This is a genomic window from Stutzerimonas stutzeri, assembly GCF_024448985.1.
GTDB classification, from domain to species: Bacteria; Pseudomonadota; Gammaproteobacteria; order Pseudomonadales; family Pseudomonadaceae; genus Stutzerimonas; species Stutzerimonas stutzeri_AP.
On record NZ_JAMOII010000013.1, the window covers coordinates 85,088 to 98,832 of the forward strand.

General features: G+C 58.2%; 11 protein-coding genes. 4 read left to right on the forward strand and 7 right to left on the reverse strand.

Features of this window, described 5'->3' with window-relative positions; translation table 11 throughout:
* Nucleotides 1–7: 7 nt before the first annotated feature.
* The 4 genes from ahpC to secA all read right to left on the reverse strand — a co-directional run bounded on the left by ahpC (nucleotide 8) and on the right by secA (nucleotide 5,911).
* The gene (gene ahpC / locus NA647_RS14445; protein WP_131651008.1) at nucleotides 8–571 is read right to left on the reverse strand and encodes an alkyl hydroperoxide reductase subunit C; all 564 of its coding nucleotides are present in this window, start codon (nucleotides 569–571) and stop codon (nucleotides 8–10) included.
* Nucleotides 572–775: 204 nt separating this feature from the next.
* On the reverse strand, nucleotides 776–1,717 hold the full coding sequence (locus NA647_RS14450; protein ID WP_256058318.1) for a Nudix family hydrolase: 942 nt from the start codon (nucleotides 1,715–1,717) through the stop codon (nucleotides 776–778).
* Nucleotides 1,718–1,844: 127 nt separating this feature from the next.
* Nucleotides 1,845–3,062, reverse strand: coding sequence for a bifunctional glutamate N-acetyltransferase/amino-acid acetyltransferase ArgJ (argJ, locus tag NA647_RS14455; protein WP_256058319.1), 1,218 nt, complete (start codon nucleotides 3,060–3,062; stop codon nucleotides 1,845–1,847).
* Between the two features lie 110 nt (nucleotides 3,063–3,172).
* On the reverse strand, nucleotides 3,173–5,911 hold the full coding sequence (gene secA / locus NA647_RS14460; RefSeq protein ID WP_256058320.1) for a preprotein translocase subunit SecA: 2,739 nt from the start codon (nucleotides 5,909–5,911) through the stop codon (nucleotides 3,173–3,175).
* A gap of 315 nt (nucleotides 5,912–6,226) precedes the next feature.
* Here secA and NA647_RS14465 point away from each other — a divergent pair, with 315 nt between their 5' ends.
* From NA647_RS14465 to NA647_RS14480, 4 genes are all read left to right on the forward strand, one after another.
* Nucleotides 6,227–6,688, forward strand: a complete 462-nt coding sequence (locus NA647_RS14465; protein ID WP_256058321.1) for a DUF721 domain-containing protein — start codon at nucleotides 6,227–6,229, stop codon at nucleotides 6,686–6,688.
* A gap of 115 nt (nucleotides 6,689–6,803) precedes the next feature.
* Entirely contained in the window at nucleotides 6,804–7,268 is a 465-nt protein-coding gene (locus NA647_RS14470; RefSeq protein ID WP_256058322.1) for a multidrug transporter, read from the forward strand.
* 92 nt (nucleotides 7,269–7,360) lie between these two features.
* Nucleotides 7,361–7,621 carry a YebG family protein gene (locus NA647_RS14475; RefSeq protein WP_256058323.1) on the forward strand — a complete coding sequence of 87 codons (261 nt, stop codon included), beginning with the start codon at nucleotides 7,361–7,363 and terminating at the stop codon, nucleotides 7,619–7,621.
* 125 nt (nucleotides 7,622–7,746) lie between these two features.
* Nucleotides 7,747–8,016 (forward strand): DUF3509 domain-containing protein, encoded by a 270-nt coding sequence (locus NA647_RS14480; protein WP_256050255.1) that lies wholly within the window; start codon nucleotides 7,747–7,749, stop codon nucleotides 8,014–8,016.
* 148 nt (nucleotides 8,017–8,164) lie between these two features.
* On the opposite strand, the gene NA647_RS14485 is transcribed toward NA647_RS14480, so the two are convergent.
* The 3 genes from NA647_RS14485 to NA647_RS14495 form a co-directional block, all read right to left on the reverse strand.
* Nucleotides 8,165–10,786, reverse strand: coding sequence for a LuxR C-terminal-related transcriptional regulator (locus NA647_RS14485; protein WP_256058325.1), 2,622 nt, complete (start codon nucleotides 10,784–10,786; stop codon nucleotides 8,165–8,167).
* 273 nt (nucleotides 10,787–11,059) lie between these two features.
* Nucleotides 11,060–12,421, reverse strand: coding sequence for a DUF1329 domain-containing protein (locus tag NA647_RS14490; RefSeq protein WP_256058326.1), 1,362 nt, complete (start codon nucleotides 12,419–12,421; stop codon nucleotides 11,060–11,062).
* Between the two features lie 107 nt (nucleotides 12,422–12,528).
* On the reverse strand, nucleotides 12,529–13,745 hold a 1,217-nt coding region (locus tag NA647_RS14495; RefSeq protein ID WP_256058327.1), incomplete at its 5' end, for a DUF1302 family protein.

The window sequence follows — 13,745 nt, forward strand, 5'->3', positions numbered from 1 at the left end:
ATGAACCTTAGATCTTGCCGACCAGGTCCAGCGACGGAGCCAGGGTCTTCTCGCCTTCTTTCCACTTGGCCGGGCAGACTTCGCCCGGATGCGCGGCGGTGTACTGAGCAGCTTTCAGCTTGCGCAGGGTTTCGGATACGTCGCGAGCGATTTCGTTGGAGTGGATTTCCACGGTCTTGATCACGCCTTCCGGGTTGATCAGGAAAGTGCCACGCAGAGCCAGACCTTCTTCAGCGATATGTACGCCAAAAGCGTTGGTCAGCTGATGCGTCGGGTCACCGATCAGCGGGAACTGAGCCTTGCCTACTGCCGGGGAAGTCTCGTGCCAGACTTTGTGCGAGAAGTGGGTATCGGTGGTGACGATGTACACCTCGGTACCAGCCTTCTGGAATTCAGCGTAGCTGTTGGCAGCGTCTTCGATCTCAGTCGGGCAGTTGAAGGTGAAAGCTGCCGGCATGAAGATCAGCACCGACCACTTGCCCTTCAGGGACTCTTCGGTGACTTCGATGAACTTGCCATTGTGGAAAGCGTTGACTTTGAACGGCTGAACTTGGGTGTTGATCAGAGACATCTGCTAACTCCTTTTGGGATTCAGAAATTTAACGGGGCCTACGATAACGCAGCTGGCCGCATACGGTTAATTGATTGAGAAAATAGCAGCGATAGGTTTTACCTATCACAGCCGTCTCTCGTGCTGCTACGGCATCGGATACGACCACGGTATCGACCCGCAATTCGGACTAGGCCTGTCGAGGCGGCGTGATCGCACCAATCTTCAAATCGGCCAGAATGCTCGGATCGCTGCGACGCCTTGGGCGCCCGTTCGCAGGGCCTGCGCCAGATCGGCGGGACCGAGCCCGCCCAATAGGTAAGCGGGCTGGCTGAAGCCTACCAGCAATTCAGCGGCGCGTGACCATCCCAAAGGCTGTACCTCCGGATGAGTGGCGGTAGGTAGTACCGGTGAGAGCGTGACGAAGTCGACTCCCATCGCCATGGCCAATTCCAGTTCAGCGGCATCATGACACGAGGCCGCAAGCCACTGCCTGAGCGGGACCGGCCTGCCCTGCCCAGCATGATCACGCAGCTGTTCAGCCGTCAGATGCCAGCCGGCCGCGGGAAATTCGCCCGCCCATTCCAGCGGACCCTTCAGCATCAACTGCGCCCGCCCTGAACACATCACTATGATCTCGGCCGCCAACGCTCGGTAAGCGACGTGAGACAGGGATGGCGCTCGAAACTGGATTTGCCGGATGCCCGCATCCAGTGCCTGAGCAATGCCGTCCAGCAACTGTTGCGGGGACAAGCCGTCAGGCGTAATCAGGTAGTGATCGGGAAGACGCGCCGCCGTAATGATCGGCCGGTTCGCCGCAGGAAAACGGTAGTTCGGCAAGTCTGCAGGCTCCACCCAGGCCAGCGGCTGGCCCTCGGCGCCGTGCGGCTCACCCGAGAATGCGAGCACTTCCCATACATCCAGCAAAACCTGTTTGTCCGGATAATCATGGCGCACCTGTATCAGCGGACGAGCCTCGGTGACTACGATGTTCAGCTCTTCCTGCAGCTCTCGCATCAGCGCGGCCTCGACGGCTTCATCGGCCTCGACCTTACCGCCGGGAAACTCCCAAAGCCCGCCCTGGTGCTTGTCGAGCGGACGCTTGGCGATCAGAACGAGGCCGTCAGGGGAGCGGATCACCGCGGCGGCGACATGGGTTCGGTTCATGGATGATCCATAAGCTGGAAGCTGGAAGCTGGAAGCTGGAAGCTGGAAGCTGGAAGCTGGAAAGAAGTGTACGGACAGTCCGCACGGCCGCCACGCTCTTTCTTCAAGCTTCAAGCTTCAAGCTGCTTCACGTCCGATATTCGGCATTGATCCGCACGTACTCGTGCGACAGATCGGTGGTCCAAATGGTCTCGCTGCAGCTACCGCGGCCCAGTTCGATACGAATCTCGATCTCCTCTTCGGCCATCACCGCAGCGCCCTGCTCTTCCGTATAGCTCGGCGACCGGCCACCTTTGCTGGCGATACAGATCGCACCGAGATAAACATCGATCTTGCTGACATCCAGCTCCGGCACGCCGGCACGGCCAACCGCCGCGAGGATGCGACCCCAGTTCGGATCAGAGGCGAACAGTGCCGTCTTGATCAGCGGCGAATGAGCAACGGCATAGCCGACATCCAGGCACTCCTGATGGTTCTTGCCGCCGTTGACCGTCACCGTGACGAACTTAGTGGCGCCTTCACCGTCGCGCACGATGGATTGCGCAACGTCCATGCTCACCTCGAACACGGCCTGCTTGAGCTTGGCGAACAGCTCACCGCTGGCCTCGGTGATGTCCGGCAACGCCGCCTTTCCGGTTGATACCAACATGCAGCAGTCGTTGGTCGAGGTATCGCCATCGATGGTGATGCGGTTGAAGGATTTATTGGCCGCATCGCGCAACAGGTCCTGCAACACGGCCTGGCTGACCTTCGCATCGGTGGCGATGTAGCCGAGCATGGTGGCCATGTTCGGGCGGATCATGCCGGCGCCTTTGGAAATGCCGGTAACGGTAACGGTAACGCCCTGGTGCTCGAACTGGCGGCTCGCCCCTTTGGGTAAGGTATCGGTGGTCATGATGCCTGTCGCCGCTTCGGCCCAGCGATTCTCGTCCAGGTCAGCCAGGGCGGCGGGCAATGCCGCCTCGATCTTCTCGACCGGAAGCGGCTCGCCGATCACACCGGTGGAGAATGGCAGAATGGCCGCTTCATCGACGCCGGCCAACTTGGCAAGACTGGCGCAGCTACGAATCGCCGCCTGCATTCCCGGCTCACCAGTACCGGCGTTTGCATTCCCGGTATTGGTAAGCAGATAGCGGACCGTCCCTTGTGCACGTTGCTTGGCCAGGATTACCGGCGCGGCACAGAAAGCGTTGAGTGTGAATACGCCGGCAATGGTCGAGCCTTCCGCACAGCGCATCACCACCACATCTTTACGCCCTGGTCGCTTGATACCAGCCGATGCAATGCCGAGCTCGAACCCTGGCACCGGGTGCAATGTAGGTAAAGGACCAAGACCGACAGCCATTGATGCACTCCTCAGGACGAATGGACGGCCTTCGGCCATCACTAAAAAGGGATAAAAACGCCGCGAGCGGCTAAGCCGGTCGCGGCGCGGGTCACAACGAGCGGCTCAGGTTATTGAACCTGCCCGTGACAATGCTTGTATTTCTTGCCGGAGCCACAGGGGCACGGCTCGTTGCGCCCGATCTTCGGTTCGACACGCACCGGAGCGACAGGTGCGGCGACACCACCGGCGGCTTCAGGCTCCTCGTCGGGCTGTTCCAACGCCGAGACTTCGGCATGCTGAAACTGCATGCGCTGCGCCAGCTCCTCGGCCTCGCGGCGCAGACGCTGTTCTTCCTCGGCCGGGTCCTCGCGGCGGACCTGGACATGCGAAAGGACGCGAATACTGTCGCGCTTGATCGATTCGAGCAATTCTTGGAACAGCGTGAACGACTCACGCTTGTATTCCTGTTTCGGGTTCTTTTGGGCATAGCCGCGCAGATGGATACCGTGACGCAGGTGATCCATGGTCGACAAATGGTCTTTCCACAGATCATCAAGCACACGCAGGACGATTTGCTTCTCGAAGGATCGCAGCGCCTCTGCGCCAGCCATTTCTTCTTTCTCGTTATAAGCATCGACCAGGGCCTGCAGGATGCGCTCGCGCAGGGTTTCCTCGTAGAGCTTCTCGTCTTCGTCAAGCCACTGTTGAACCGGCAAACGAACACCAAAATCGCTATACAGCACCGATTCTAGGCCCGCGATATCCCACTGCTCTGGAAGCGACTGCGGTGGAATGTGCTGGCTGATAGCGGCATCGAGCGCTTCACGTCGGAACTCGGAGATGGTCTCGCCGATTTCGTCGGCCGCCAGCAAGCTGTTGCGCATGTGGTAAATGACCTTGCGCTGTTCGTTGGCAACATCATCGTATTCCAGCAACTGCTTACGCATGTCGAAGTTGCGCCCCTCGACTTTGCGCTGCGCTTTCTCGATGGCGTTAGTGACCATGCGATGCTCGATGGCCTCGCCGGATTCCATGCCCAGTGCCTTCATGAAGTTCTTCACCCGATCCGAGGCGAAGATGCGCATCAGGCTGTCCTCAAGGGACAGATAGAACCGGCTGGAACCGGCATCGCCCTGACGACCGGCACGACCGCGCAACTGGTTGTCGATACGACGCGACTCGTGACGTTCGGAAGCGATCACATGCAAACCACCGGCTTCGAGAACCGCCTGATGACGTTTCTGCCAGTCGGCCTTCAACTGCGCGACCTGCTCTTCGGTGGGGTTCTCCAGCGCCGCGACTTCAACCTCCCAGTTGCCGCCGAGAAGAATGTCGGTACCGCGACCGGCCATGTTGGTGGCGATGGTCACCGCGCCCGGGCGACCGGCCTGCGCAATGATCTCGGCTTCCTTGTCGTGGTGCTTGGCGTTGAGCACCTTGTGCTCGATGCCTTCCTTTTCCAGCAGCCGCGACACGTACTCGGAACTCTCGATCGTAGCCGTACCGACCAGAACCGGGCGGCCGTTGTTCTGACAATCCTTGATGTCGGTGATGATCGCAGCGAACTTCTCTTCCTGGGTCAGATAGACCAAGTCGTTGTAGTCCTTGCGCGCGAGCGGCTTGTTGGTCGGAATGACCATGACCGGCAGGCTGTAGATTTGCATGAACTCGAAGGCTTCGGTATCGGCGGTGCCGGTCATACCGGAAAGCTTGCTGTACAGACGGAAGTAATTCTGGAAGGTCGTGGAGGCCAGGGTCTGGCTTTCCGGCTGGATCGGCAGGTTTTCCTTCGCCTCGATGGCTTGGTGCAGGCCTTCGGAGAGGCGGCGACCCGGCATGGTACGACCGGTGTGCTCGTCGATCAGCAGAACCTGGTTGTTCTGCACGATGTACTCGACGTTGCGATGGAACAGCTTGTGCGCGCGCAGACTGGAATAGACGTGTGTCAGCAATCCCAGATTATGCGCGGAATAAAGACTTTCACCTTCGGCCAGCAACCCGGCACGGGTGAGCATCTCCTCGACGAACTGGTGGCCCTGCTCGTTGAGCTCGACCTGGCGGGTCTTTTCATCGATGGAAAAGTGGCCCTCCTGAGTGACGACGCCCTCTTCTTCCTCGATGTGCTGCGTAAGCAGCGGAATCAGCTGGTTGATCTGCTGATAAAGCTTGGAGCTGTCCTCGGCTTGCCCGGAAATGATCAGCGGCGTCCGTGCTTCGTCGATGAGGATCGAGTCCACCTCGTCGATCACCGCGAAGTTGAGTTCGCGCTGGTTCTTGTCCGCAAGGCTGAACGCCATGTTGTCGCGCAGGTAATCGAAGCCGAATTCGTTGTTGGTGCCGTAGGTGATGTCGGCAGCATAGGCGGCACGCTTTTCTTCCGGTGGCTGGAATGGCGTGACGATGCCTACGGAGAGGCCGAGAAACTCGTATAGCGGGCGCATCCAGTTGGCGTCGCGGCGCGCCAGATAGTCGTTCACCGTGACCACGTGAACACCCTTCCCAGCGAGCGCGTTGAGGTAGACCGCGAGCGTTGCCACCAGGGTCTTGCCTTCACCGGTGCGCATCTCGGCGATCTTGCCCTCGTGCAGGGTCATGCCACCGATCAGCTGTACATCGAAGTGACGCATGCCCATCACGCGCTTGCCGGCTTCGCGGCAGACCGCGAAGGCTTCGGGGAGAATCTGGTCGAGGGTCTCGCCTTGGCCGAGGCGGGCCTTGAACTCTTCGGTCTTGCTTCGCAATTGCTCGTCGGACAGAGATAGCATCTGCTCTTCGAGCGCATTGACGGCTTGTACCGCCTTGAGCATGCGCTTGACCTCGCGGTCATTCTTGCTACCAAAGAGCTTCTTCATTAAAGGCGCAAACATATCGACAAGGACTTCCATGCTGGGGATGGAGGCACGGCCGCAGGGCCACCACGGCTGCGTGCAAAGGGGGCATTCTACTCGGAAACGTCCGAGAGGAAAGGTGCCTTACTGCGCAGCCAAGGCAGCCAAGCATGCGGTAAGTTGCCGACCGCACGGTCACGTCCGAAGACGCAAGGGCTATCTGCCACTACGGGCGGCCCAACTACAGATGGGCCAGTCGCTTATCTGCGTTCCCCGCCTCGATCGGCCGGCACGGCGATATCCGAGGCTTCTGCTAACATAGCCCGCTCATCCTTACCAGTTCGAGCTTTGACTATGTCACTGCGCCCCCTGCCGGCCCGAGCACCCGTTGCGCTGCTACGCGAGGCGAAGCCACTGAAAGCCTTGTTCGGCGAGGCAAGACGACTCGACCATCTGCAGCGGCTGGTCGAAAGCCAGTTGCAGCCCGCAGCGCGAGAGTATTGCCGTGTGGCCTCGTGGCGTGAGGGCACTCTTCTTCTCATCGTCACCGACGGCCATTGGGCGACGCGTCTGCGCTATCAACAACGCCGTTTGCAACGGCAACTGCAAGGTATGAATGAATTCACCGGGCTGAACCGGATCCAGTTCAAGGTCCAACCTCCTGAGGCGCCCCGATATAAACCCGGGCCGGCACCGCAACTGTCTGCGAGCGCGGCGGATAACATCCAGCAAACGGCGCAGGGCATTACAGACCCGAAACTCAAGGCCGCGCTCGAGCGACTCGCCAGCCATGCCCAACCGACCACAGACGACTGACTAGCGCGTATCTGCGTATGACGCGATCGCAACCCAAGCTAGTCAGGGTTAGGATGTTCACGAACTCAATCCAAATCGAGGTATCGATGCCTGCCCACTCGAAAGGCGACCGGTCGTGCTGATCGGCGCCCTGTTGATCGCCACCTGGGTGATCCTGCTGATTCGCTACCCCCTTCGAGCGATTCCAATCTCACTGGGAGCACTATTCGGGTTGGGCCTGGTTGCCGCGTGGGTGATCTGGCAAGAACAACGCGAAGAACACCTGCTTGCTCAGCTCGAACTGCGGCTGGAATACGCACCCACGACCTGTCCGGCGGCACAGCCGCTGCGTATCACGCTCGACAACCAAAGTACGCAGCCATTGCAAAGCCTGCGTTGGGAGGTCGGCGCCTATCTGCCCGGCTCCAGCCTGGACCTGGTGACCTCGAACTACGACGCTCCTCAATACCGCGGGCCGGGCGATCTGCAACCCGGCCAAAGCTGGGAATCCTGCTTCCCCTTGCCGCCACTGCGCGCCGGCTATCGCGGCAGTAGCCTGGAGTTTCGGGCCGAGCGGCTTCAAGGGCACTTCAACCATTGAGATGGCCATAGGACACACAAGCGCTTTTCATTCGTCGCCGGGCGGCATATGCTGTATAAAAAACCAGTAACTCAATTTAGCCGAGGTGGTTGATGGCCGTCGAAGTGGTATACCGCAGCAGCCGGGACCTGGAGCGTTTATTCATGGATAAAGCCGAAGCCGATCGTCACGACAAAATGCTTGAGCTGGCCGAAGCCCTCGCTGCGGCGTTGCAGAAGGCTTCTCCATCCCTGAGCGAACAACAGGCCGATGACATAGGCATCTTCATGGCCAGACATCGTGATCTGTTTGCCAAGGCTTTCAAGAACAATCCAGAAGCACTGACTGAGCTGCCAGCCACGACCGAAGCGTGATGGCGGATTCCCTCATCACATCCGTCTGGTGCTACGTATCGCCGCAGGGAAACACGCTCAACGGGCGAAACTTGTCAATCGATCCACCGGTCCATTGCGTGCAGTCATCCAATCCAGGTAACGGCATGGACAGTCCATTCAAGAAAATCAGCGATGTGTTTCAGCCTCACTACAACGTCAATTTCAGCATTGAAAAACCTGACGGCAGTATTCTACTGACGCTGACCGACGCAGCTGGCGTGGCGGTCAAACGCTTCATTAGCACCAGCCAATGGCGGGACCAGCAGCAGCTCGAACGCTTGATCACTAGCCTGCAGTTCAGCCTGGCGATAGAGCGTGGTGAGCACGCCAGTTTCTATCAGCCAGCCAAGCATTCAACCTCAGCCACTCAATAACCAACGTCTGACGCCTGCAGTAGCTGCAACCCCGCGCTGTCCTTCCAACAAAAATAAAAAGTTTTCAGGTCATGCTGACGCGATGTTTTGGCACCGCGCGCCACACTACTGCGCCCGTCTCGGTCGTTTTCGCCTTCATTCGAACCGATCAGAGCCAAGCCAACGCCTTGGCGCGAGCTACAGCCTGCGTACGCCTGGCCACGCCCAGCTTGGTGTTGATACGACGAGCATGGGTTTTGACGGTGTGAAGCGAAATAAAGAGTTGTTCGGCAATTTCCTGGTTCGAACACCCTTGGGCGATAAGGCGCAGTACCGTGAGCTCACGATTGCTCAGAACCACCTCCTCGTTTGACGCAACAGCCTCGTCAGGCTCACGCTCGAACTGCAGAAGCCGATCTCGCAGGCTTTCACCTTTATTGACTGGCAAAATTCTGGAGAGCCATTGCGGTTGACGATGCTGCAATTCGTACAACGGCTTGATCAAGTGCTGCCTTGCCGCCTCCCCGAGGGCTTTGCGCAGCTCCACTTCCGCCTCTTCATGCCGACCATCCAGCTGCAGCGCTTCGGCCAACGTGAACCTGCACTCACAGGCCAGACCTAATCGCTGTGAACGCAAATTCTGCTCGATCAGCTCGCGCAGCGTGTCGATGGCCAGCGAGCAGCGCCCCGAAAGCAGATCAATCACCGCAAGATAGCGCTGCACCCGTGGCAGCAACTCGTAAAACCCCGACGGCGCTAGATAGCTGTGCCCTCTGTAAAGCTCCAGCACCTGCATGAAAACTGCCCTGGCTTTTTTCAGTTGTTCCTGATGAAGCCAGGTCAGACCGGTTATCAATAGCAGGATGCCGCGGAATCGCGCCTCCGGCACATGCCGCCACTGCGCCAGCCGCTCAGCTTCACGCAACCAATGGTACGCCGTCGGAAATTCCTGCTTGCGAGCCGCCAGCTCCGCCAACCCGGCATAGCCAAAGAAAACGTAGGAATCTCCGCAGGTTTCGGTCTCGATTCGCCCTTGCTGATAAGCCTCCCGTGCCAGCTCGTCGAGCCCCTGATATGCCAACAAGTGGCCCTGCAGCAGCTTAAGGCGACCAATGATGGGGCTGTGCCTGACGCTGTCGCGCAGCACCAGCAGCGATTCGTCCAGCACACCTACCGCGCGCTCGAACTCCCCAGTCAGCTCCAGTAGCTGGATTCGGTCGACGTTGAGCATCGCTTCATACAACACACTGCCCTTGAGCCGAGCCAGCTTCATTCCTTCGCTGTTGTAGTGCTGCGCGAGCTCAAGCTGGCTTTCAGCCATTGCGTGCTGAGATAACGCCTGATAACAAAGCACTCGCTGCGCCCAGGCATGATCCGATAATACCTCCAGCGCCTGGAGACAATAACTTCTGGCCTCCGGCTCCCCTCGCAGTCGCGCAAGAAAGCCGCGTAGCGCTTGCCATTGGGCCAGCAGTTGCGCCTGGCGACGAGCATCGGGCTGAGGGAAGAACTTCGCCAGATCGGCAAGACAATCATCTACCTCATCGAGCCGGGCGGAGATGATCAGTGCCCAGCCATGCAGCACGATCAGTCGAGTAGTGCTGTTGAACAAATCCTGCGGCAGCTCGCTGCGCCATTTCAGAAAATGCGAGACGTTGTCACCGATCAGTAATTGCTCCTGCCCGTAACGCTGCAGAAAATTGGCGGCGACCTCGGGCTGTCCCGCCCACAAGGCATGTTCTACTGCCTCACGCATCTCGCCGCGGTTGGCAAACCACTGGCACGCACGCAAATGGACCTGAGTCGGCGAAACTGTTTCTGGCATCCGTCGTAGCAACGATGCAAAGGGGCGCCACAGACGAAACCACTCGCCGCAATTGTCGATCTGCCGAATGAACAGCTGGAAGGTCTTCAGCACATCCAGAATGTCGCTACCGCTTCCGTCGAGCACATGTTCGCAGAGCTGCGGTGAAAAACGTGGCATTTGCGCCAGCGCGAACAATGCCCGACAAACGTCTTCGCTCTGCCCTTCGAGCACTTCTCGCTGAACGTAATCCCTCAGCAGTGGCGTCCCCGCTCCCAGTCGCTCACGCACCGCCTGCTCATCTGCGTTCAGCAGCAGCAGGCTGACGCCGGCCAACCAGCCTTCGCTTCCGGTCAATAATTTTTTGAAGGTGTCGTCTGCCAACTCCAGGCGGTGTGCTTCGAGCAACTGCCTGAGCTCGCCAGCAGTGAGCGCCAACGCCTCGGCTTCCAGTTCGAACAGGTCACCCTGCAGCAAAAGCCGGGGCAATTTCCACGCTGGTTGCCGGCGGCTACTCACCCACCAACTGACGGACTCGGGACCTCTTTCCAGAAGCAGGTCAAGGCAGGCATCGAACTGTACGGCGGCCTCACGCGGATAGTCATCGAGCATGATCCAGAGCGGCCGCGGAAAATTATTCAGCAGATCGACGAGATCCTGCTGCACGTCTCCGCTCGGTGCCGAGGGGAGACCGAGGACCCGACACAGTCGAGCATGCAGCGCCTCGACGGAGAACGGCCGCCCCCCAAGGTCAAGCCATACGAGATGCGTATCGGCGGGTATACGCCGAGCGCACTGGTTCATCAATACGCTTTTGCCAAAACCCGCTGGTGCGCAGATCAAACGCAGGCGGCAACGGGCTTCGAGCAGTGCCTCTACCAGTCGCGGTCTGGAAATATGAATGGGAGGTAAACGCGGAATAGTCGCAACTTGAACCTGCGCGGCGGCCTCTGTGCTAAGTGCACCAGGGTTGAAGCGTACGGACATGGCGAGGTTTCTCTTATTCGTGTCAGTCCATTGAAAACGCGATGAGCGCAGCCAAAGACCCTGCTCCGAGGGCCTACAACCTTGAACCGTATCGTTGCGCTTTTGCGGCAATAACCTGCACGATCCCGCTGCTTTTGTCGACTCGAGCAAATTGCTCAGCCTGCTCTGCGCGACATCCGGTCGACTACTGGCTAAAAAGTATCATCCTCCGCTTCGCAAGAAAAAAAAAGGCGGCCAAACGGCCGCCTTATTCATTACGTGGATTTCTATCGATCAGCGCACCCCGGCATTACGCAGTGCAGCAGGTGTGAAGTCCCGAGCCGACGCCTTGTAGCCGAACTCGTGAGGTTTCTCCTCGTTGCTCATGCCATTGACGATGTATCTGCCCGATATGAGGTCGTACAGAGCCTCGAATGCAAAAGACGGAATTTTATGCTGATAGTACTGAACCATGTGAGCCTCACCGACCCGCCATAGCTGGCCACGGCCGTCGTAAAGCTCAGATTGCACAATTGTCCAACTGTCCTCATCGACATAGAACTTCCGCTTTGCGTAAATATTACGCTCGCCGGACTTTAGATTCGCCTCAATTTCCCACACACGATGAAGCTCATAGCGTGCGAGATCCTGATTTACGTGGCCTGCACGGATTATATCTGAATACTTAATGTCGCTAGAGTTAATGTCATAGCTGTTGTATGGGATATATAGTTCTTTTTTGCCAACCAACTTCCAGTCATAACGGTCCGGAGCGCCACTAAACATGTCGAAGTTATCGGTGGTGCGCATACCATCTGAAGCGGTACCCGGCCCATCGTAGGCGACCTGCGGAGCGCGCCGAACACGGCGTTGGCCGGCATTGTAAATCCAGGCCTGCCGCGGCTCTTTTACCTGGTTAAGCGAGTCGTGCACTAGCAACACGTTACCTGCGAGGCGCGACGGCGCCGTTACCCGCTGCTTGAAGAATAGCAATGCATTCTCGGCGCGCTCTGGCTCCAAATCAGGCATATAGCTTGGATAAGCAGCCTCGTCTTCGAAGTGAACCAGGTTGTAGCTTCCGTCGGTCTGCGGTGTCGCTTGGACAATATTGCGTCGGCCATTTTGCCCGCGATAGCGCGTAATGTGGTTCCAAACCACTTCCAGACCATCTTTAGGAATCGGGAATGCGTAGAAACGGCTATCTGTGAAGTTAGCCAAGCCGTTCCCGCCCGCAACCAGCTCAGTATTCAGCGCGCTTTTTTTAGCTGCTTCATAGATTACGTCCGGAACAGCCGCTGAACGATGAGTTGGAAACACCCGGATCTTATAACTTTCTGGATACCGCTTGAACATAGCCAGCTGTCCCGCCGTCAGCTTGTCCTTGTACTGATCAACATTCTGCGCGGTGATTTCGAACTTAGGCTGCTCGTTCTTGAACGGATTTGTTAAATGCCCGTTGTTCAATGGCGCTGCGTCAGCGGACAGACCACCGGTCCACTCTGGAATACTGCCGTCCGCGTTGCCGGCTTTTTCAGCGCCGAGCGGAGTCAATGAAGCGCCAAGTTTCGCGGCTTCCTCAGGAGATACGGCGGCCATGACGCTGCTTGTGAGCAGCGAAAGGGCCAAGACACTGAATAGTTTTCTTGTTGTTTTCATACGCTTCCAGTTCCTCTTGATCTTGTTTTGGCCGGAGGCCTTGCATGAAGCTAGTCGCGCGGCGGAGCCTTCGCTGGCCCCGCCCAACGACTTTGAAGCGGTCTCCTTTAGAAGTTCACACCCACGCTCAGTGCGAGGAAATCACGGTCAACCAGAGTGTTGAAGTCGCCACCGAAGAAATCGGTGTACGACAGGCTGGCGGTGTAGGTGTTCTGGTAGACGGCGTCTACGCCAACGCTTACAGCCTTGGAACCTTCGTTGAACAAGCCGTTAGGGCCGTAGCCGTCGACGTCATGGGAGAAGGAAACGTTCGGCGTCAGGTTCACGCCGGCGAATACGTTGCTGTAGTCAGCCAGAGCGCGCAGACGGTAGCCCCAGGAATTAGCGGTTACGAAGCCGTTCCAGCCGTAATCAGCGAGCGCTGCCGGATCATCGACCGAACCGTAGATGGCGTCGCGACCGTAACGCATATCACTCTTGCTTTCTAGGCCGCCGACGTGCACATAGCCAATTTCGCCTACCAGCGTCACCCGACCAGCTCCGAGCACCTGATCGATAAAATGAGTGAAGGTGGTCTGGATCTGAGTGATTTCCTTGCGATTGTAGCCGCGGTTATCAGCACCTTCTGCGCTCGCCACGGGGGAAGCAGCGTCACCCGTCGATGCCTGCGACAGGGGGTTAAGCAAGGCACGCGTTACATCTTGAGTATTAATCTGAACGGGCGCGTTTGGACGGTAGCTGATTTCGCCCGACCAGGCAGTTCCCGTGGGCAATGTCGTTGAGAAGCTCATGCCGTAAAGGCGGATATCTTCTGGGTATTCTAGATAATACCGCCCGTTTCCGAGCGCGGCGCTTTGTAGCAATCCCCCCGCAGTCTCGGTCACTACATCAGCAACACCGGGTGTGGTCAAAGAACATCCCGGAGCCAGACCAAGCTGACCACAGACAGCGGATTCAACCCCTGGAACAATCCCACCGTTACCTGCAGCCGCCCCTGCCGCAGCCAGAATACCTGACGCCGTACCTGTGCTTAAGATAGGCGTGCGGCTGTGGTAGTTCATGAAATAGAAGCCATACTCGGTGGCATCACCCAGCCAGCGCAGTGCCAAACCGAACTGTCCTGAATCACGAGCATCGCGATCGCCTGCACGGGGCAGAACAACGCCCTCGCTAGTCACGTCAAAGCCGAGCCCCTGTTCTGCAGCAATACCTTGCAGAGGCGCAATGGCACCGCTACCAGCGTTGTAGTTGCTATCACATCCATCTTGAGCAACATCGACAGCAAAAAAAGTACCGCAATTATCAGCGACGCTCTGGTCCCATT

What these genes read in the sequence shown, in the direction of transcription:
- ahpC (WP_131651008.1), bottom strand. Translation starts at nt 571, where the DNA reads ATGTCTCTGATCAACACCCAAGTTCAGCCGTTCAAAGTCAACGCTTTC.
- NA647_RS14450 (WP_256058318.1), bottom strand. Translation starts at nt 1,717, where the DNA reads ATGAACCGAACCCATGTCGCCGCCGCGGTGATCCGCTCCCCTGACGGC.
- argJ (WP_256058319.1), bottom strand. Translation starts at nt 3,062, where the DNA reads ATGGCTGTCGGTCTTGGTCCTTTACCTACATTGCACCCGGTGCCAGGG.
- secA (WP_256058320.1), bottom strand. Translation starts at nt 5,911, where the DNA reads ATGTTTGCGCCTTTAATGAAGAAGCTCTTTGGTAGCAAGAATGACCGC.
- NA647_RS14465 (WP_256058321.1), top strand. Translation starts at nt 6,227, where the DNA reads ATGTCACTGCGCCCCCTGCCGGCCCGAGCACCCGTTGCGCTGCTACGC.
- NA647_RS14475 (WP_256058323.1), top strand. Translation starts at nt 7,361, where the DNA reads ATGGCCGTCGAAGTGGTATACCGCAGCAGCCGGGACCTGGAGCGTTTA.
- NA647_RS14480 (WP_256050255.1), top strand. Translation starts at nt 7,747, where the DNA reads ATGGACAGTCCATTCAAGAAAATCAGCGATGTGTTTCAGCCTCACTAC.
- NA647_RS14485 (WP_256058325.1), bottom strand. Translation starts at nt 10,786, where the DNA reads ATGTCCGTACGCTTCAACCCTGGTGCACTTAGCACAGAGGCCGCCGCG.
- NA647_RS14490 (WP_256058326.1), bottom strand. Translation starts at nt 12,421, where the DNA reads ATGAAAACAACAAGAAAACTATTCAGTGTCTTGGCCCTTTCGCTGCTC.